We start from the raw sequence: 19693 nt of genomic DNA on the forward strand, positions 1-19693 counted from the left end.
CGCGAGCGGGGCCCTTCGTCGTGCGCGGCGCGATCAGCCGGCGCGCCGCTCGGCCTTCGCGATCTCCGCCGCCGCGAGCACGAGCCCCAGGTGCGAGAAGGCCTGCGGGAAGTTGCCCCAGTGGTGGCCGGTGGCGGGGTCGATCTCCTCGGCGAGCAGCCCGACGTCGTTGCGGAGCGCGATGAGTCGCTCCATGAGCGCGCGCGCGTCGTCGAGTCGGCCGCACTGCGCGTAGGCGATGACGAGCCAGAAGGCGCACAGCACGAACGGATGCTCGTCCCCGGCGAGGCCGTCGACGCCCGTCGCGCGGTACCGCAGCGGCAGCCCGTCGACGAGCAGCTCCCGCTCGATGCGCGCGATCGTGCCGAGGAAGCGCGGGTCCCGCGCGTCGACGATGCCGATCGTCGGCAGCTGCAGCAGCGACGCGTCGACCTCGCTCGTGTCGTAGTGCTGGCGGAACGAGCCGGTGGCGGTGTCGAAGCCGAGGGTCAGCACCTCGTCGCGCAGCAGGTCCCGCAGCTCGATCCAGCGCGTCGGGTCGCCGTCGCAGCCGCTCTCGACCGCGCGCACCCCGCAGTCGAAGGCAGCCCACATCATGGCGCGCGAGTGCGTGAACCGCTGCGGCTCGCCGCGCATCTCCCACAGGCCGTGGTCGGGCTGCTCCCAGTGCGTCGCGAGCTCGTCGAGCAGCGCCCGCTGCAGGTGCCAGGCGTCGAGGGTGTCGGCGAGCCCGATGTCGCGCAGCCGCTCGAGCGTCAGCATCACCTGCCCGAGCACGTCGTGCTGGCGCTGCTCGGCGGCGCCGTTGCCGATCCGGACGGGCGTCGCGCCGCCGTAGCCGGGGAGGTGGTCGAGCTCGAGCTCCGGCAGCTCCCGCCCGCCGTCGCGGCGGTACATGATGCGCATGTCGGCCGGGTCGCCGGCGATCGCGCGCAGCAGCCAGTCGCGCCACAGCCCCACGCGCTCGTCGAGGCTGACGGCGAGCATCGCGTCGACCGAGAGCGATGCGTCGCGCAGCCAGGTGAAGCGGTAGTCCCAGTTGCGCTCGCCGCCGGGCGACTCGGGCAGCGACGTGGTCGGGGCGGCCAGGATGCCGCCCGTCGCGTCGTCGGTGAGGGCGCGCAGCACGAGCACGCTCGTCTGCACCGCCTCGAGGTAGGGGCCCTCGTAGTCGAGGCTCGCGAGCCAGTCGGACGACTCGGCGATCGTCGTGCGCACGACCTCCGCCTCGCCGACGGGCTCGGCGATCGGCAGCCACGAGTGCTGCCAGCAGAGGTCGAGCTCGAAGCGCTCGCCCGCGCGCACCTCGAAGGTCGAGCGGTGCGCGTGCCGGTGCGCCCTCGGCAGCGGCGCGCCGCGCAGCACGAGCCGGTCGGGCCCCGCGATCGCCACGAGCACCTCCTCGCCGTGCTCGCGCATCCGCCGGAACCACGGCGGCACGCGGCCGTAGCCGAAGCGCACGACGAGGTCCTGCTCGAGCTCGACGACGCCGTCGACGCCGTCGATGATGCGCACGACGTCGGCGCGGTCGTCGCCCGTCGGCATCGCATCCGTGATGCGCACCGTGCCGGTCGCCGTCTCGTGCGTGGTCTCGAGCACGAGGCTGCCGGGCAGGTAGCGCCGCGTGGTCGTCGCGGGGCCGGTCGGGCCGATCCGCCAGCGGCCGTGCTCGCGCTCGCCGAGCATGGCGGCGAAGCACGCGGGGGAGTCGAAGTGGGGCAGGCACAGCCAGTCGATGGAGCCGTCCCGGCCGACGAGCGCGGCGGTGGTGCGGTCGCCGATCACGGCGTAGTCCTCGATGGGCTGCGGGGGCGTCGGCATGTCGCGAGGCTATCGAGCCGACCTCCGCGGCCCGTCCAGGGCGCTGTGCGAGCGGCGCGACCCCGCATGCTCGGTGCATAGGGTTGCTGCATGCCGCGCATCCGCCTCGACCTCGCCTACGACGGCAGCGGGTTCGCCGGCTGGGCGGCGCAGCCCTGGCTGCGCACGTGCCAGGGCGAGCTCGAGCGCGCGCTCACGACGGTCGCCCGTGAGCCGGTGCGGCTGACGGTCGCCGGCCGCACGGACGCGGGCGTGCACGCGAGCGGGCAGGTCGCGCACGCCGACGTGCCGGTCGCGATCGCCGCGGACGCCGCTGAGCGGCCGCAGCGCCTCGCGCACCGGCTCTCGAGGCTCGCGGCGCCCGAGGGCGACCTCGTGGTGCGGGCGGCGTCGGTCGCCCCCGCCGGCTTCGACGCACGCTTCTCGGCCGTGTCGCGCTCGTACCGCTACCGGATCGTCACCGGTCCCGCCGACCCGCTCGAGCGGCGCACCGCCGCGCACGTGCCGCAGGCGCTCGACGTCGACGCCATGCGCCGCACGGCGGCCGAGCTCGTCGGGCTGCGCGACTTCGCGGCGTTCTGCAAGCCGCGCGAGGGCGCCACGACCATCCGCGAGCTGCGTGCCTTCTCGTGGGCGCACGAGGGGCAGCTGCTCACGGCGTCGCTGACCGCCGACGCCTTCTGCCACTCGATGGTGCGCGCGCTCGTCGCGGCGTGCGTGCGCGTGGGGGAGGGCAGGCTCGGTCTCGCGCAGGCGGTCGCCCTGCTCGACGAGCGGCGCCGATCGTCGCTCACGGGCCTCATGCCCGCCCGCGGGCTCACGCTCGTCGAGGTCGGCTACCCGGCCGACGACGAGCTCGCGGCGCAGGCCGAGCGCGCGCGGGCGCGTCGCAGCGCCGCAGACCTCGACGCCTGAGGGACCTCGACGACTGAGGCGCGCGGTCAGCCCGCGAGGGCCTCGCGCAGCTCGTCGACCGTCTCGACGATGCGGTCGGCCCCGGCCTCGGCCAGCTCGGCGCGGCCGCCGTAGCCGTACGCGACGCCGATGCTCCGCACGCCGAGCTCGCGCGCGGAGGCGATGTCGTTGATGCGGTCGCCCACCATGACCACGCGGTCGGCCGGCAGCCCCAGCGACGCCATGGCGCGCTCGATGACCGGCGCCTTCGAGTGGCCGGCCTCGCCGTCGATGCGCCCGTGGACGCCGCGGAAGCGGTGGCGGAGCGCGTAGTGCTCGACGACCGCTTCGGCGTCGCGCTGGATCTTGTGCGTCGCGACCGCGAGCGGGCGGCCCGACTCGTCGAGGTCGGCGACGAGCCGGTCGACGCCCGGGTAGAGCGTCGAGTCGACGAGCCCGCCGTCGGCCATGTGGGCGCGGAAGGCCGTGAGCGCGACGGCGATCTCGTCGGGCGTCCTGCCGGCCTCGGCGAGCACGGTCACGAGCGGCGGGCCGAGCCAGCGGAGCAGCTCCTCATCGCTCGGCTGCGGCCACCCGACCGCGTCGTGCATGTGCCGCAGGCTCGCGAGCAGGCCCTCCTTGGAGTCGGTGAGGGTGCCGTCGAGGTCGAAGATGATGCCGTGGGGAGTCATGTCCCTCCATCCTCCCAGGTATCAGATCGGCCTGCCAGCGGATCCGCTCGCGGCTTAGGATGGCGGCGGCCGACGACGGGTCGGCCGGGAGCCGGGAGTGGTCATGTCGGAGCAGCAGGCAGCGTTCGATCAGGTCTTCCGCGGCTACGACCGCGAGCAGGTCGACGGCGCGCTCGCCGAGCTGCGGTCGGCGCTCGAGGACGCCAGGCGCGAGAGCGACGCCGCAGCGCTCGCGAACGAGGCGACCGTGCAGCACCTCACCGAGGACCTCGACGCGGCCATCGCGCGCGCCGACCAGGCAGAGGCGCGCATGCTGCGGCTCGCCCAGCAGGTGCAGACGCTCGATGGCGACGGCGATGGCGACACTCAGGAGGGCGAGGTCGAGGACGGCCGCCAGACCCGCGTGCGCTTCTCGGAGATCCTGCGCGTCGCCGAGGACCAGGCGTCGACGCTCGTGCAGAACGCCTCCACGTCGGCGCAGCGCGTGCTCGACGACGCGAACGCCGAGCGCGACCGCATCCGCCGGGACGCGCAGGAGGAGGCGCAGCGCGTGCTGCAGGAGGCGCAGCACGAGGCGGAGCTCGTGCGCCGCCGCAGCGAGACCGAGCGGACCGCGCACCGCGCGCGCCTCGAGGGAGAGCTCGGCTCGCTCGGCGAGAAGGTGTCGCAGGCCGACCGCGAGGCGCAGGTGCTGCTCGGCGAGGCCGAGCGGGCCGCCGCGGCGCTGCGCGCCCAGGCGACGCGCGAGACCGACGACCTCAAGCTCGACGCCGACCGCGTCGTGCGCGAGGCCAAGGCCCGCCGGGTCGAGCTCGACGCGGCCCTCAGCCGTCGGCAGGACGACGCGCAGCAGGAGTTCCTGCGGCTGCACAACCAGGCCGTCGCGCACGCCGAGCGCATCACCGCCGACGCGAACGAGAAGGTCGCCTCCGCGCTCGCCCACGCGACGCACGTCGCCGAGCAGTCGGAGGCCTACGAGCGGCTCTCGAAGGCGCAGGCCGCGCAGATCGAGGCGAGCGCGAAGGCGCGCGCGTCGTCGATGCTCGACGAGGCCCGGCAGCGAGCGCAGGCGATCGTCGACGCCGTCGCGGGCCACACGAAGGACGTGCTGCGCGACGCCGAGGACCGCGCGCGCGGGCTGCGCTGGCAGCAGCAGCAGCTGCAGGGCTTCATGGCCGAGGTGCAGTCGCTCATGCGCGTGGCCGACGCCGCGGACCCGCGCACGTGGAGCTCGGCGGGCGCCGAGCCGGCCGCCGACCAGCGGTCGAGCAGCGCCCCGAGCGCCCCGGCGCCGGGTGCGGGCTCGAGCCCCGCTGGCTCGCTGCCGGTCGTCGCGGCCGAGGATCGGGCCGTCGTGCCCGACGGCTTCACCGCGTCCGCGCCCGACGCCGACCCGCTCGCCGACCTGACCCTCGCGGTCGACGAGCCGATCGAGGGGGAGGCGCTCGAGTCGCCCGCGACCCGCGAGGAGGTCGTCGAGGTCGTCTGGCACGACGACGAGGAGCAGTACGACCCGTCGATCGACCGCTGAACCGGTCGCGCCGCGCGCTTGACCCGGGGCTGTCCGCACGGCTAGGCTCGACCCTTGGTGCGTGCAGCCTGCGCGTGCCCGAATGAGCCCTCCACCGGATCGTTCCGCCGCATCGCGGCGCAGAACACCTCGGAGTGGGATTCACGACCATCCATTCGATCAGTGAGGCACCAATGACTCGCACCTACTCGCCCAAGGCGAGCGACGTCCAGCACGACTGGATCGTCATCGACGCCACCGACGTGGTCCTCGGACGCCTGGCCAGCCACGCGGCTGCCATGCTCCGCGGCAAGCACAAGCCGACGTTCGCCCCCCACATGGACATGGGCGACTTCGTCATCATCGTGAACGCCGAGAAGGTGGCGCTCACGGGGCAGAAGCTCGCCAAGAAGGTGGCCTACCGCCACTCGGGCTACCCGGGCGGCCTCAAGGCCGTCGGCTACGCCGAGATGCTCGACCGCTTCCCGGTCCGCACCGTCGAGAAGGCGATCCGCGGCATGCTGCCGAAGAACTCGCTCGGCCGCGCCCAGATCAAGAAGCTCAAGGTCTACGCAGGCCCGACGCACCCGCACGCGGCGCAGCAGCCGACCCCCTACACGTTCGACCAGGTCGCCCAGTAGGGCGCGAGGAGACACCAGACATGGCGAAGATCGCAGACTCCATCGAGGCTCCCGAGAGCTTCTCGACCGAGACGCCGGCAGCCGAGGCCCCTCGTGCCCCGCGCGTCGTCAACATCGGCGGCCAGGCCGTCGGTCGTCGCAAGCAGGCCATCGCCCGCGTGCGCCTCGTCCCCGGCTCCGGCTCGTTCACGGTGAACGGCCGCACGCTCGAGGACTACTTCCCGAACAAGCTGCACCAGCAGCTCATCAACGACCCGTTCACGCTCCTCGAGCTCACGGGCAGCTACGACGTGATCGCCCGCATCTCGGGCGGCGGCCCCTCGGGCCAGGCCGGCGCGCTGCGCCTCGGCATCGCGCGTGCGCTCAACGAGATCGACGTCGAGAACAACCGCGCCGAGCTCAAGAAGGCCGGCTTCCTCTCGCGCGACGCTCGCGTCATCGAGCGCAAGAAGGCCGGTCTCAAGAAGGCTCGCAAGGCGCCGCAGTACTCGAAGCGCTGATCGATGTCGCGCCTCTTCGGCACGGATGGAGTACGGGGCCTCGCAGGCCTCGACATCACGGCTGAATCGGCGCTGGCGCTGGCACAGGGCGCCGCACTCGTGCTCGGGCGAACAGCCCGGCAGGAGGGGCGGCGCCCTGTCGCCGTCGTGGCGCGCGATCCCCGCATCTCCGGCGAGTTCATCGCCGCGGCCGTCGCGGCGGGACTCGCGTCCAGCGGCGTCGACGTGCTGGACGCCGGCGTCATCCCGACGCCCGCCGCCGCCTACCTCGTTGCCGACATCCGCGCCGACTTCGGCGTGATGGTGTCGGCATCGCACAACCCGGCGCCCGACAACGGCATCAAGTTCTTCGCGAGCGGCGGCCGCAAGCTGCCCGACGCGGTCGAGGACGAGATCGAGCGCGCCCTGACCGACACCCCGCTGCGCCCCATCGGCGCGGAGGTCGGCACGGTGCGCCGCTTCTCGGACGCCGAGGACCGCTACCTCGTGCACCTGCTCGGCACGCTCGACGTGAGCCTTCGCGGCCTGCACGTCGCGCTCGACTGCGCCCACGGCGCCGCCGCCGGCGTCAGCCCGCGCGCGTTCGCGGATGCCGGGGCGACGGTCACCGTCATGGGCAACGACCCGGACGGCGTCAACATCAACCGCGAGGTCGGCTCGACGCACCTCGAGCAGCTCCGCGCCCTCGTGCGCTCGTCGGGCGCCGACTTCGGCATCGCCCACGACGGCGACGCCGACCGCTGCCTCGCGATCGACGCCGACGGCGGTGTCGTCGACGGCGACCAGATCATGGCCCTGCTCGCGGTCTCGCAGCAGCGCCGCGGGCTGCTCGTGCAGGACACGCTCGTCGCGACGGTGATGTCGAACCTCGGCCTCAAGGTCGCGATGGACGAGCACGACATCGCCCTCGTGCAGACCGCCGTCGGCGACCGCTACGTGCTCGAGGCGCTCGGCGAGTACGGGCTCTCGCTCGGCGGCGAGCAGTCCGGGCACATCATCTTCTCCGACCACGCGACGACGGGCGACGGCATCCTCACCGGCCTGCAGATCGCGGCCGAGATGGTGCGGACCGGGCGGACGCTCGCAGAGCTCGCCGCGGTGATGACCGTCTACCCGCAGGTGCTCGTCAACGTCTCCGGCGTCGACCGGCTGGGCCTGCGCGGCAACCGCCCCATCGCCGACGCGGTCGCGAGGGCGGAGGCCGAGCTCGGCTCCGACGGACGCGTGCTGCTGCGCCCCTCCGGCACCGAGAAGATGGTGCGCGTGATGGTCGAGGCGCAGGAGCGCCACATCGCGCAGACGATCGCCGAGGAGCTCGCGGCGCTCGTGCGGGCCGAGCTGAGCGTCAGCGCCTAGCCAGCACGGCTCCGGCGGTCCACGACGGACCCCGATCGAGGCGGAGGTCCGAGCGGACCTCCGCCTCGATCGTCACTCGAGCGGGATGGAGCGGGTCGGCTCGCCGGTGCCCAGCCGGTGCTCGCGGCGGCGGGCGGCGCGGGCGATGAGGAACAGGATCGTGCCGACGACGACGTAGGCGCCCGCGATGAGCCACGTCTGCAGGCTCTGCTGCGTCAGCAGGGCGATCGAGGCGATGAGCGCGACCACCGAGACGATGCGCGGCGCGGTGAAGTGCTTGTGCGCGACCTTGTCCTTCTTGAGCACGAGCACCGAGACGTTCGCCGAGATGAAGACGAGCACGAGCAGCAGCACGGTCGTGTCGGCGAGCGTGCCCACGTCGCCGATGAACGACATCGCCATCGTCACGGCACCGACCACGACGATCGCGACCCACGGGGTGCGGCGGCCGGAGAGCACGGCGCCGAACGCCCTCGGCAGCAGCTTCGCCTCGGCGAGGCCGTAGGTGGCGCGCGAGGCCATCACCATGAACAGCAGCGCGCCGTTGCCGATCGCGACGAGCGCGATGATCGCGAAGAGCCACGGCGGGAACGCCAGGCCGGAGGCGTCGATGACCTCGAGCAGCGGGCCCTCGGAGGTCGCGAGCTGGTCGATCGGCACGACGATCGCGGCGCCGACCGCGATGAGCAGGTAGACGACGGCGGCCGTGAGGATCGCGCCGAAGAGCGCGCGCGGGTAGGACCGGCTCGGATCCTTGACCTCCTCGGCCATGTTCGCCGCGGCCTCGAAGCCGAGGAACGAGAAGAAGGCGGTGATCGTGGCGGCGAACGCGCCGGTGAGCGGCGGCACGCCCTCCGCGAAGGTGGTGAGGCGCGACGGGTCGCCGTTGCCGGAGCCGAACACGATCGCGGCGACCGCGATGATGATGATGAGACCGGTCATCTCGATGAGCGTCGCCCCGACGTTGGCCATGAGCGACTCGCGCACGCCCCGGATGTTGACGAGCACGAGCAGCGCGATGAAGACGAGCGTGACGGGGATCGGCGAGATGCCCGGGACGAGCGCCTGCAGGTAGTCGCCCGCGAACGCGTTGGCGAGCGCCGCCGACGTCGTGATGCCCGACGAGAGCATGAGGAAGCCGATGAGGAAGGTCACGTACGGCTTGTCGAAGGCGCGCTCCGCGAAGCGCGCGGCGCCGCCCGCGTGCGGGTACTTCGTGATGAGCTCCGCGTAGGTGCCCGCGGTCAGCAGCGCGAGCACGAGGGCGAGGATGAGCGGTATCCAGATCGCGCCGCCGACGTCACCCGCCATCCTGCCGACGAGCGTGTAGATGCCGGCCCCGAGGGTGTCGCCGACGATGAAGAAGAAGAGGAGCAGCGTCGTGATGCCGCGCTTGAGCTTCGTCCCGGAAGCCGGCCCGTCAGTCGTGGTGGTCGCCATGGTCGACAAGGATGGCACGGCTCCGCTGGACGCCGATACCTGGCAATCGCGCTACGCGTGCCTCGCCCGGAACGCCGCCACGTTGGTGCGCGACTGGCAGGTGGTCGAGCAGAACCGGCGCGAGCGGTTGCGCGACTGGTCGAGGAACATCCGGTCGCAGCGGTCGTCGCCGCAGCGCTTGCAGCGCGCCATGTCGTCGGCGCGGACGAGGTCGACGATCGCCATCGCGGCGTTGACGACGAGCGAGTCGGCGATCGGCGCGCCGGGCGGCAGCCCGTGCAGGTGCCAGTCGTAGTCGTCGTGGCGCACGAGCTGCGGGCGAGCGCCGGTGTCGCGGAAGACGCGGTTCACGAGCGCGGCGACCTCGTCGCGACCGCCGTCCCACAGGCGCTCGACGGTGGGCACGTACGCCCACGTCGCCGCCGCATCCGCGCTGCTCAGCCGGCTGACGCCGGGGACGCCCCACTCGAGGCACACCTCGCGCAGGCTCGCGGCGGTCCGCAGCTGTCCGTCGCGGCGCCGGTTGCAGACCTCGGCGATGAACTCGAGCGACCGCACGAGCTCGCGGGGGTACGGCATCGACACGGGTGTTCCCTCGGTTAGGCTCACGACTGTCAGGGCCGACGGCCGTGACCGGTGCCCGCCCTGGTGAGCACGATCGTAGCCCCGGAACCCCTGCGAGCGGCCCATGCATCCTCGACGTCCACTGGGACTCGCGTTCGCGCTCACGAGCGCCGCCACCTTCGGCGTCTCCGGCATCCTCGCCGCCTCGCTGCTCGAGGCCGGGTGGAGCTCCGGCGCGGTGACGCTCGTGCGCATCGCGGGCGGCGCGCTCGTGCTGCTCGCGCCCACCCTGTGGCTGCTGCGCGGTCGCTGGGGCGCGGTGCTGCGCTCGTGGCGCGAGGTGCTCGTGCTCGGCCTGCTCGCCGTCGCGCTCTGCCAGCTCGCCTTCTTCAGCGCGGTCGCCTACATCTCGCCCGCGCTCGCCCTGCTCATCGAGTTCCTCGGACCGGTGCTGCTCGTCGCCGTGACGTGGCTCGCGACCCGGCGCGCGCCGGCGCTGCTCACCATCGTGGGAGCGCTCGTCGCACTCGTCGGGCTCGCGCTCGTCTCGGGCGTCGGCGGCACGGCCCTGCACCCGGTCGGGGTGCTGCTCGCGCTCGGCGCCGCGGTCGGCAACGCGGCCTACTGGGCGGCCGCGTCGAAGGCCGACTCCGAGCTGCCGCCGATCGCGCTCGCGGGCCTCGGGCTCGCGGTGGGTGCGATCGTGCTCGGCATCGCCTCCGCCACCGGGCTGCTGCCCTTCGTCGCCACGACCGGCCCCGTCGAGCTCGCCGGCAGCACCGTGCCGATGTGGGTCGCGGTGGCGCTGCTGATCCTGGTGGCGACCGCGGCCGCGTACACGCTCGGCATCCTCGGCGCCCGCCGCCTGGGCGCGACGCTCGCGAGCTTCGTCGGCTACGCCGAGCCCATGTTCGGCATCCTCTGGACAGCGCTGCTGCTCGCGCTGCTGCCGAGCGGCATGCAGTGGGTCGGCGCGGCCGCGATCATCGCCGGCGTCGTGCTCGTCAAGCTCGGGCAGATCGACCGGCCGCGCGCCTCGAGGTCCCCGGCGATCGTCGAGGGGATCCCGAGCCCGTAGCGGCAGCCTGAGTGGTCACTCCCCGCATCTGAGTGGTCACTCCTGCTTGTGAGTGGTCACTCCTGCATGTGAGTGGTCACTCCGGTGGGTGAGCGGTCACTCCGGTGGGTGAGTGGTCGCTCCGGTGGGTGAATGGCACGTGCACCCGCCGGTCTCGGATGTGTGGACCGCCGGAACCCATCCGGGAAAGTGGGTGGACCGGTGCGGTGGGTGAGTGATGCTCCCGGTGGGTGTGTCACGGCATCCCGGCCGATCGTCTCGAACTCGGGAGGCGCCACTCACGCGGGGAGTGACCACTCACCTCCCGGAGTGACCACTCGCGCGCGGGAGTGACCACTCACATCCGGGAGTGACCACTCAGGTGCGGTAGTGACCACTCACATTCCAGAGGGCCCAGTCAGGTCTGGGGGTGACCAGTCAGGTGCCGGGGTGACCAGTCAGGTGCCGGAGTGACCAGTCAGGTGCGGGAGTGACCACTCGGGGACGGGAGGCGGCGACTCAGACCTTGCGGAGGAGCACGCTGCGGATCGTGTGGTCGTCGGCCTTCCGCAGCACGAGGTCGGCGCGCGGCCGCGTCGGCAGGATGTGCTCGACGAGGTTCGGGCCGTTGATGGAGTCCCAGACGTCCTGCGAGTAGGCGCGCGCCTTCGCGTCCGACATGTCGGCGAACCGGTGGAAGTACGACTGCGGGTCCTGGAAGGCGCTCGCCTTGAGCGCGAAGAAGCGGTCGACGTACCACTCGCGGATCGCGCTCGTGCGCGCGTCCACGAAGATCGAGAAGTCGAACAGGTCCGAGACCGCGAGGTGCGAGCCGGAGGGCGGCGGCTGCAGCACGTTGAGGCCCTCGACGATGAGGATGTCGGGGCGGCGCACCACGACCTCCTCGCCCGGCACGATGTCGTAGGTGAGGTGCGAGTACACGGGCGCCCGCACCTCGGCCTCGCCCGACTTCACGCGCGAGACGAAGCCGAGCAGCGCCCGCCGGTCGTACGACTCCGGGAAGCCCTTCCGCTGCATGAGGCCGCGCTCCTCGAGCACCCGGTTCGGGTGCAGGAAGCCGTCGGTCGTCAGCAGGTCGACCTTGGGCGAGCCCTCCCAGCGCCGCAGCAGCTCCTTGAGCAGGCGCGCGGTGGTGGACTTGCCGACCGCGACCGAGCCGGCCACGCCGATGACGAAGGGGGTGGGCTGGGCGGTCGCGCCGAGGAACGAGGTCGTCTCCCGGTGGAGCCGCGAGGCCGACTCCTGGTAGAGGCTGACGAGCCGCGAGAGCGGCAGGTAGACCTCGGCGACCTCTCGCAGCTCGAGCCGGTCGCCGGTGCCCCGGAGCCGTCGCACCTCCTCCTCGGTGAGGGGGTTCGGCATGCGGGGCGCGAGGCGTGCCCAATCGGCACGCTCGATCTCGACGAACGGCGACTGGATCGGGTGCGACATCGGTGGCGAGCCTACCGCCGCTAGGATCGGGTCCATGTGCGGAATCGTGGGCTACACCGGTGATCGCGGCACGGTCGAGGTGCTCCTCGAGGGGCTGAGCCGGCTGGAGTACCGCGGCTACGACAGCGCAGGCGTGTCGGTGATCGACGGCGACGGGATCGCGCTGCGCAAGAAGGGCGGCAAGCTCGCCGTGCTGCGCTCGAGCCTCGAGGACGCGCCGCTGCCCGCCTCGACGACCGGCATCGGCCACACGCGCTGGGCGACCCACGGCGGCCCGACCGACGAGAACGCCCACCCCCACCTCGGCGACGAGGGCAGGCTCTCGCTCATCCACAACGGCATCATCGAGAACTTCGCCGCGCTGCGCGCCGAGCTCGAGGCCGCGGGCGAGACGTTCTCGAGCGAGACCGACACCGAGGCCGCGGCGAAGCTGCTCGGCCGCGCCTACCGCGACACCGGCGACCTCACCACGGCGATGCAGCGCACCGTCGGGCGGCTCGAGGGGCAGTTCACGCTGCTCGCGATGCATGCAGAGCAGCCGGGCGTCGTCGTCGGCGCCTCGCACAACTCCCCGCTGCTCGTCGGCTACGGCGAGGGCGAGCACTTCCTCGGCAGTGACGTGAGCGCGTTCGTGAAGTTCACGCCGCACGCCGCGGCGCTCGACAACGACCAGATCGTCACCATCACCGACGACAGCGCGACCGTCATCGACTTCGAGGGCAACCCGTCGGAGGCCAAGCGCTTCGACGTCGACTGGGATGCGTCGGCCGCCGACAAGGGCGGCTGGTCGTCGTTCATGGCCAAGGAGGTCTCGGAGGGCCCCGAGGCGGTCGAGAACACCATGCGCGGCCGCCTCACCGACCACGGCGTCGACCTCGGCGAGCTCGGCGTGCTCGACGCCGAGGTGCTGCGCGGCATCGACCGCATCGTCATCGTCGCGTGCGGCACCGCGGCCTACTCCGGCCTGGTCGGCAAGTACGCGATCGAGACGTGGGCGCGCATCCCGGTCGAGGTCGACCTCGCGCACGAGTTCCGCTACCGCGACCCGTTCCTCGACGAGCGCACGCTCGTCATCTCGATCTCGCAGTCGGGCGAGACCATGGACACGAAGATGGCGGTCCAGCACGCCGCATCGCGCGGCGCCCGCACGCTCTCCATCTGCAACACGCAGGGCGCCACCATCCCGCGGGAGTCGGAGGCGGTGCTCTACACGCACGCCGGCCCAGAGGTCGCGGTCGCGTCGACGAAGGCCTTCCTCGCGCAGGTCATCGGCCAGCTGCTCTTCGGCCTGCACCTCGCGAAAGTGCGCGGCACCATGACCGACGAGGCGATCGCCGAGGTCGTCGCCGAGATGCGCGAGCTGCCCGACGAGCTGCGCCAGGTGCTCGCCGACCAGGGCTCGGTGCACGAGCTCGCGCACTGGATGAGCGACACCCGCTCGGTGCTGTTCCTGGGCCGCCACGTCGGCTACCCGGTGGCGCTCGAGGGTGCGCTCAAGCTCAAGGAGATCAGCTACATCCACGCGGAGGGCTTCGCCGGCGGCGAGCTGAAGCACGGCCCGATCGCGCTCATCGAGCCGGGGCAGGTCGTCTTCGTCGTCGTGCCCAGCCCGCGCAACGAGCCGCTGCTGCACTCGAAGATCGTGTCGAACATCCAGGAGATCCGCGCTCGCGGCGCTCGCGTCATCGCGGTCGCCGAGGCCGGCGACGCGGCCGTGCTGCCGTACGCCGACGTCGTGCTGCGCGTGCCGCTCACCCTCCCGATGCTCGAGCCGGTGCTGCAGGTCGTGCCGCTGCACGTCTTCGCCCTCGAGCTCGCCACCGCGAAGGGGCTCGACGTCGACCAGCCGCGCAACCTCGCCAAGTCGGTCACGGTCGAGTGAGCCGGATCGGCTGAGGATGCACGGGGTCGGCTCGTGATCGTCGGGCTGGGCGTCGACATCGTCGACCTCGCCCGCTTCGAGCGCGCCGTCACCCGCACGCCGCGGCTCAAGGAGCGGCTCTTCGCGCCCGACGAGCTCGTCGTCGACGGCCGGGAGCGCGCCCCGCACTCGCTCGCCGCGCGCTTCGCGGCGAAGGAGGCCGCCCTGAAGGCCCTCGGCGCGAACGCGGGCATGCGCTGGATCGACCTCGTCGTCGTGCAGGGGCCGGGCGGCGAGCCGTCGCTCGAGCTGCGCGGCACCGCGGCCGAGCGCGCCGCGGCGATCGGTGTCGCGCGCCTGCACGTCTCGATGAGCCACGACGCCGGCATCGCGACCGCGACGGTCATCGCGGAGTCCTGATGCTCGTCGAGGTCGATGGCGCCGCGATCGCGGCGAACGTCCGCACGCTCGCGGCGCGCGTCGGCGTGCCCGTCTGCGGCGTCGTGAAGGCGGCGGGCTACGGGCACGGGGCGGTCGTGGCGGCCCGGGCGATGCTCGACGGCGGTGCGGCCATGCTCGGCGTCGTCGACCTCGCCGAGGCGCTCGCGCTCCGCGACGCAGGCATCGACGCGCCGGTGCTCGCGTGGCTGCACGGCCCGGGCGTCGACTTCCGGATCGCCGCGCGGCACGGCATCGAGGTGGCCGTCAGCTCGATCGCGCAGCTCGAGGCCGCCGCGGCCGGGGGCGCGACGATCCACCTGAAGCTCGACACGGGCCTCGGCCGCAATGGCATCGCGCGCGGCGACCGCGCCGACGCCATCCGCCGGGCGATCGTCCTCGCCGACGGCGGCGCGCGCATCCGCGGCGCGATGTCGCACCTCGCCGGCACGAGCGCCGAGGCCGACCTCGCCCAGCTGCGCGACTTCGAGGCGGCGCTCGACGCCGCTGCCCCGCTCGGCCTCGAGCTGCGGCACCTCGCGAACTCCGCGGGCGCCCTCGGCATCCCCCAGGCGCGCTTCGACATGGTGCGCATCGGCATGGCCGCCTACGGCATCGACCCGCTCGGGCCCGCGGCGGGCGACGGCGCCGGGGCCGCGGTGCTCGGGCTCGTGCCCGCGATGCGCGTCCGCGCCGCATTCGTCGGCGGCTCTGCCCCCGTCGGGCTCGACGACGGGCTGCTGCCCGCGCTCGGCGCCCCGGTCGTGGTCGAGGGGCAGGCGGCGCGCGTCGTCGCGGTCGGCGCGGGCGAGCTGCGCGTCGAGCCGGCGCTCGACGGCGACGGCGTGCTCTGGGGCGACCCGGCGCGCGGGGAGCCGAGTGCCGACGCCTGGGCCGCCGCGGCCGGCACGATCGGCTACGAGGTCGTGACCCGGATGGGCGGTGCGGCCCGGGGTGCGGGCGTCGTCGCGGCGGGGCCGGCGCTCGCCCCGCGCCGAGTGCTCGAGCTCGACCTCGAGGGCGAGCCGCGGCGGCTGCTCGCGGAGGTCATCGGCGTCAAGCGCGTCGAGCCCGGGCTCGGCGTCTCGTACGGCGGCGAGCACGTCACGGCGGCCGAGACGACGCTCGCGCTCGTCGGCGCCGGCTACGCCGATGGCGTCGCGCGCGCCGCTGCCGGCAGGCCGGTCGAGCTCGGCGGCGTCGCGCACCCCATCCGCGGCCGCGTCGCGATGGACCAGGTCGTGCTCGACATCGGCGACCAGCTCGCGGAGGTCGGCGATCCCGTCGCGCTCGAGCTGGCGGCCGCGCCAGAGCTGACCGGCATGATCGGCCCGCGCGTCGCCGTCGAGGTCGCGGGCGTCGTGCCCGACGCCGACGCGATGGAGGCGCTGGGGGAGCGGATCGGCAGCGCGCTGCGGGCCGGCGACGCGGTGCTGCTCATCGGACCGCTCGGCGCGGGCAAGACGACGCTCACGCGCGGCATCGGCCGCGCGCTCGGCGCCCACGGCACGGTGCAGAGCCCCACGTTCGTCATCGCGCGCACCCACCGCACCGACGCGGGCCCCGACCTGCAGCACGTCGACGCCTATCGCCTGCAGGAGGGCGGCGCCGGCGACGAGGCGCAGCTCGACGACCTCGACCTCGACCTCGACGGCGCCATCACCGTGGCCGAGTGGGGCGCGCCGCTCGAGCACGCGCTCGACTCGTGGCTGCGCGTTGAGCTCGCCCGCGGCGCCGCCGACGACGACGCGGACGGCGACGACGCTGACGACCACGAGCCCCGATTCGTGCGCCTGCGCGGGCACGGGCAGGATTGGGATGCCGCCCGCATCCGCTCGCTCGCGCGCGGCGCAGCATCCGCTTCGGCCGCCCCGGCCGCAGCCACCTCGACCAGAGCCACCTCGACGGCAGACGGGAGCGCAGCGTGATCCTCGCGATCGACACCTCCCTCGGCACGTCGGTGGCCGTCGTCGACGGCGACGACGTGGTGTTCCGCGAGCAGGCCGACGACACGCGCCGGCACGCCGAGCACCTGGGCGGCATGCTCGAGCGCGCGCTCGACGGCCGCCGCGACCGCATCGCGCTCGTCGTCGCAGGCATGGGCCCGGGCGCCTTCACGGGGCTCCGCGTCGGCATCGCCGCGGCGCGCGCCGCCGCGCTCGGCCTGGGCGTGCCATGCCGCGGCATCGCGAGCCACGCCGGCATCACCGAGGGCACGGCGCAGGTGACGACGGATGTGCGGCGCCGCGAGCGCGCGTGGAGCGTGGTCGTCGACGGGCTCGTGGCCGACGGCCCGCACCTGGCGCCGGCCGACGCCGTGCCGGCGCCAGCCGGCGAGCACGCGCTCGTACCGAGGATCGATGCCGACGCCGTCGACGCCGCCATGCTCGCCCGGGCGGCGGCGCGCGGCGCCCTCGAGGTGCCCGAGGCGCTCTACCTCCGCGACGCCGATGCGGTGCCGTCGGCCGGCCCGAAGCGGGTGAGCCAGTGAGCGGCGCGCAGCCCGTCGCCGGCGTCCGGATCCGCACCGCCGGCGAGGCCGACCTCGACGCGATCATGGCGCTCGAGCGCGCCGCCTTCCCGGCGAGCGCCTGGGAGCCTGCGACGATGCAGGCCGAGATCGCGAGCGAGTGGGGCCGCTACATCCTCGCCGTCGACGACGAGGGACGCGCGCTCGGCTACGCGGGCCTGCGCGCCGTGGGCGTCGAGGGCGACGTGCAGACGATCGCGGTCGCCGACGACGCGCGCGGCCGCGGCATCGGCCGGGCGCTGCTCACCGAGCTGCTCGTCGAGGCCGAGCGGCGCGGCGTGCGCGAGCTGTTCCTCGAGGTGCGCGCCGACAACGACGTGGCCCGCGGCCTCTACGCCTCCGCCGGCTTCGTCGAGATCGGGGTGCGACCGCGCTACTACCAGCCGGAGGACGTGGATGCCGTGGTGATGAAGCGGACGCGATCGTGAGCGGGCCGGTCGTGCTCGGCATCGAGACGAGCTGCGACGAGACCGGTGTCGGCATCGTGCGCGGCACCGAGCTGCTCGCGAACCGCATCGCGTCGTCGATGGACCTGCACGCGCGCTTCGGCGGCGTCGTGCCCGAGATCGCCGCCCGCGCGCACCTCGAGGCGATGGAGCCGACCATCCGCGCGGCGCTCGCGGACGCGTCGATGACGCTCGACGACATCGACGCCGTCGCGGTGACCGCGGGCCCCGGGCTCGCGGGTGCGCTCATGGTCGGGATCGGCGCCGCGAAGGGCCTCGCGACGGCGCGCGAGCTGCCGCTGTACGGCGTCAACCACCTCGTCGGGCACGTCGCCGCAGACGTGCTCTCGGGCGAGCCGCTCGAGCTGCCGACGATCGCCCTGCTCGTCTCCGGCGGCCACACGTCACTGCTGCTCGTGCGCGACCTCGCCGGCGACGTCGAGCTGCTGGGGGAGACGATCGACGACGCCGCGGGCGAGGCGTTCGACAAGACCGCGCGGCTGCTGGGCCTCGCCTACCCGGGCGGCCCCTCGATCGACGCGGCCGCCGTCGACGGGGACGCCGAGGCGATCCGCTTCCCACGCGGGCTCACCGCGCCGAAGGACCGCGACCGGCACCGGTGGGACTTCTCGTTCTCGGGGCTCAAGACCGCCGTCGCCCGGCACGTCGAGCGCGCCGAGGCAGCGGGCGAGCCGCTCCCGGTCGCCGACGTCGCGGCGAGCTTCCGCGAGGCCGTCGTCGACGTGCTGGTCTCGAAGGCGCTCGACGCGTGCGCCGAGCACGGCATCCCGCGCCTGCTCCTGGGCGGTGGCGTCGTCGCGAACCGCCGGCTGCGCGAGGTCGCCGCGGAGCGGGCCGCCCACGCCGGCGTCGCGCTGCGCATCCCGCCGCTCGACCTCTGCACCGACAACGGCGCCATGATCGCCGCGGTGGGCGCGATGCTCGTCGCGCGCGGGGACGCCCCGAGCTCGGCGGGCTTCGCGGCCGAGTCGACGCTCGAGGCGAGCACGGTGCAGGTGCGCTGACGCCCCGCGGCGAGCCCCGCGCGTCGCTGGGTGCGGCGGATGCACAGGCCGGCCTGGCAGGATCGGGAGCCGGGATCCGTCGAGGGGGCACAGCATGAGCGCGACCGCATGGCAGCAGCAGGGCTGGGGCGCGCCGCCGCAGCAGCCCGCGGCCTGGCCCCCGGTCCCGCAGCAGGCGTGGTCGGCGCCGACGCATCCCGGACCCAGGACCAACCTGCTCGCGGTCCTCGCCATCATCGCCGCTGCGGCCGGGACGACGATCTTCCTCGGCCTCGGCAGCATCGCCGCGATCGTGCTCGGCGCCATCGCGCTCGCGCAGATCCGGCGCACGGGCGACGACGGCCGGCTGCTCGCGATCTGGTCGATCGTGCTCGGCGCCGTCACGCTCGTGGGGCTCATCGCCGCGACGGTCGCGGGCATCGCGATGATCGTCACGATCGTGGAGCAGCTGCCCGCCTCGGGCCTCTGACGCGGCGCCGAGCGCCGGGTCGGTCCTGATCGCGCCTCGAGGGGCGCGGATCGCCGGGCGGAATCTAGGATTCCTCGCGCCTGACCAGGGTACGGTGGTGCTCGCGCAGTCGCGCATCGCAAGGAGGATCCCGTGAGCGACCAGTTCCCACCGGCCGACGGCCGATTCCGTCGACCCGACCAGGAGGGTGCCGCCGGCGACTCCGCCGACAGCGCCCAGCCCGCCGCCGACTTCGGCCAGCAGGCCCAGCCGTCGCCGTCGTTCGGCCAGGCACCCGACGCCGGCCAGTCGGCCCCGTCCTACGGTCAGGCCCCGAGCTACGGCCAGGCGCCGTCGTACGGCCAGGCGCCGTCGCAGGACGCGCAGGGCTTCGGCTCGAGCGCTCCCGCCTACGGCCAGCAGCAGGGTCAGCAGCCGTCCTACGGCCAGGCCTCGACGCCCGACCAGGGCTACGGCCAGCAGCCGTCCTACGGCCAGCAGCCGGCCGAGCAGGGCTACGGCCAGCAGCCCGCCTACGGGCAGTCCTACGCCCAGCCGTCGGCGCCCGCCGAGCAGGGCTACAGCCAGCAGCCGTACGGCCAGCAGCCCGCCTACGGGCAGCAGACCGGCTACAGCGACCCCGCCGCCGGCTACGGCCAGCAGGGCTTCGCGCAGCCGGGCCAGAAGAAGCTCAAGGGCATCACGATCGCCGCGCTCATCGTGTCGGGCCTCAGCCTCATCGGTGCCTTCATGAGCGGCATCGGCCTGCTCGGCGGCATCGTCGGCGCGATCCTCGGCTTCGTCGCCATGAAGAAGAACCCCGAGGCGAAGCCGTGGCCGCTCATCGCGGCGCTCGCCGGCGTCGTCGCGACCGTGATCTCGATCGTCGTGATCGTGATCCTGCTGGTGAGCTGGATCCCGTACCTCATCGCGATCGGGCAGATGTAGCAGCCCACGCACGACGGAGCCCGCGGCCGAACGGTCGCGGGCTCTGTCGCGCTCAGGGGGTGACGGGTGT

At 73.7% G+C, this 19693-nt stretch carries 19 protein-coding genes; 14 read left to right on the plus strand and 5 right to left on the minus strand.

Features of this window, described 5'->3' with window-relative positions; genetic code table 11:
* Nucleotides 1–33: 33 nt before the first annotated feature.
* The gene (locus ACVWW9_RS07550) at nt 34–1821 is read right to left on the minus strand and encodes a glycoside hydrolase family 15 protein (RefSeq protein ID WP_456514992.1); all 1788 of its coding nucleotides are present in this window, start codon (nt 1819–1821) and stop codon (nt 34–36) included.
* 90 nt (nt 1822–1911) lie between these two features.
* On the opposite strand from ACVWW9_RS07550, the gene truA reads away from it, so the two are divergent.
* On the plus strand, nt 1912–2736 hold the full coding sequence (gene truA / locus ACVWW9_RS07555; protein ID WP_456514993.1) for a tRNA pseudouridine(38-40) synthase TruA: 825 nt from the start codon (nt 1912–1914) through the stop codon (nt 2734–2736).
* Nucleotides 2737–2762: 26 nt separating this feature from the next.
* Here truA and ACVWW9_RS07560 read toward each other — a convergent pair whose 3' ends face one another.
* Complete coding sequence (locus tag ACVWW9_RS07560) at nt 2763–3407, minus strand: HAD hydrolase-like protein (RefSeq protein ID WP_354256420.1); 645 nt, start codon at nt 3405–3407, stop codon at nt 2763–2765.
* Between the two features lie 103 nt (nt 3408–3510).
* On the opposite strand from ACVWW9_RS07560, the gene ACVWW9_RS07565 reads away from it, so the two are divergent.
* From ACVWW9_RS07565 to glmM, 4 genes are all read left to right on the plus strand, one after another.
* Nucleotides 3511–4938: a DivIVA domain-containing protein gene (locus ACVWW9_RS07565; protein WP_456514994.1), complete on the plus strand. Its 1428-nt coding sequence runs from the start codon at nt 3511–3513 to the stop codon at nt 4936–4938.
* 173 nt (nt 4939–5111) lie between these two features.
* On the plus strand, nt 5112–5558 hold the full coding sequence (gene rplM, locus ACVWW9_RS07570; protein WP_354256414.1) for a 50S ribosomal protein L13: 447 nt from the start codon (nt 5112–5114) through the stop codon (nt 5556–5558).
* Between the two features lie 20 nt (nt 5559–5578).
* Complete coding sequence (gene rpsI / locus ACVWW9_RS07575) at nt 5579–6058, plus strand: 30S ribosomal protein S9 (protein WP_354256411.1); 480 nt, start codon at nt 5579–5581, stop codon at nt 6056–6058.
* Nucleotides 6059–6061: 3 nt separating this feature from the next.
* A complete protein-coding gene (gene glmM / locus ACVWW9_RS07580; protein WP_456514995.1) occupies nt 6062–7414 on the plus strand; it encodes a phosphoglucosamine mutase in 1353 nt (450 codons plus the stop codon).
* Between the two features lie 72 nt (nt 7415–7486).
* On the opposite strand, the gene ACVWW9_RS07585 is transcribed toward glmM, so the two are convergent.
* Entirely contained in the window at nt 7487–8854 is a 1368-nt protein-coding gene (locus ACVWW9_RS07585; RefSeq protein ID WP_456514996.1) for an APC family permease, read from the minus strand.
* 51 nt (nt 8855–8905) lie between these two features.
* The gene (locus ACVWW9_RS07590; protein WP_354261507.1) at nt 8906–9433 is read right to left on the minus strand and encodes a CGNR zinc finger domain-containing protein; all 528 of its coding nucleotides are present in this window, start codon (nt 9431–9433) and stop codon (nt 8906–8908) included.
* A 109-nt stretch (nt 9434–9542) separates the two neighbouring features.
* On the opposite strand from ACVWW9_RS07590, the gene ACVWW9_RS07595 reads away from it, so the two are divergent.
* Nucleotides 9543–10496: an EamA family transporter gene (locus tag ACVWW9_RS07595; protein WP_123697090.1), complete on the plus strand. Its 954-nt coding sequence runs from the start codon at nt 9543–9545 to the stop codon at nt 10494–10496.
* 498 nt (nt 10497–10994) lie between these two features.
* On the opposite strand, the gene coaA is transcribed toward ACVWW9_RS07595, so the two are convergent.
* Complete coding sequence (coaA, locus tag ACVWW9_RS07600) at nt 10995–11927, minus strand: type I pantothenate kinase (RefSeq protein WP_245989795.1); 933 nt, start codon at nt 11925–11927, stop codon at nt 10995–10997.
* Between the two features lie 34 nt (nt 11928–11961).
* Between coaA and glmS the strand changes: the two genes are divergently transcribed.
* From glmS to ACVWW9_RS07640, 8 genes are all read left to right on the plus strand, one after another.
* A complete protein-coding gene (gene glmS / locus ACVWW9_RS07605) occupies nt 11962–13809 on the plus strand; it encodes a glutamine--fructose-6-phosphate transaminase (isomerizing) (protein WP_456514997.1) in 1848 nt (615 codons plus the stop codon).
* A 33-nt stretch (nt 13810–13842) separates the two neighbouring features.
* A complete protein-coding gene (locus ACVWW9_RS07610; RefSeq protein ID WP_354256399.1) occupies nt 13843–14208 on the plus strand; it encodes a holo-ACP synthase in 366 nt (121 codons plus the stop codon).
* Nucleotides 14208–16154, plus strand: coding sequence for a tRNA (adenosine(37)-N6)-threonylcarbamoyltransferase complex ATPase subunit type 1 TsaE (tsaE, locus tag ACVWW9_RS07615; RefSeq protein WP_456514998.1), 1947 nt, complete (start codon nt 14208–14210; stop codon nt 16152–16154). Before ACVWW9_RS07610 ends, tsaE begins: the two co-directional genes overlap by 1 nt.
* Nucleotides 16151–16717, plus strand: a complete 567-nt coding sequence (tsaB, locus tag ACVWW9_RS07620; RefSeq protein ID WP_456514999.1) for a tRNA (adenosine(37)-N6)-threonylcarbamoyltransferase complex dimerization subunit type 1 TsaB — start codon at nt 16151–16153, stop codon at nt 16715–16717. The genes tsaE and tsaB overlap by 4 nt, the downstream gene beginning before the upstream one ends.
* Entirely contained in the window at nt 16714–17184 is a 471-nt protein-coding gene (rimI, locus tag ACVWW9_RS07625) for a ribosomal protein S18-alanine N-acetyltransferase (protein WP_354256390.1), read from the plus strand. The genes tsaB and rimI overlap by 4 nt, the downstream gene beginning before the upstream one ends.
* A complete protein-coding gene (gene tsaD / locus ACVWW9_RS07630) occupies nt 17181–18227 on the plus strand; it encodes a tRNA (adenosine(37)-N6)-threonylcarbamoyltransferase complex transferase subunit TsaD (protein ID WP_456515000.1) in 1047 nt (348 codons plus the stop codon). The genes rimI and tsaD overlap by 4 nt, the downstream gene beginning before the upstream one ends.
* Nucleotides 18228–18321: 94 nt before the next feature.
* Nucleotides 18322–18696, plus strand: coding sequence for a DUF4190 domain-containing protein (locus tag ACVWW9_RS07635; protein WP_456515001.1), 375 nt, complete (start codon nt 18322–18324; stop codon nt 18694–18696).
* A 132-nt stretch (nt 18697–18828) separates the two neighbouring features.
* Nucleotides 18829–19623, plus strand: coding sequence for a hypothetical protein (locus ACVWW9_RS07640; RefSeq protein ID WP_456515002.1), 795 nt, complete (start codon nt 18829–18831; stop codon nt 19621–19623).
* Nucleotides 19624–19693: the final 70 nt, after the last annotated feature.

Source organism: Agrococcus sp. UYP33 (assembly GCF_054060915.1).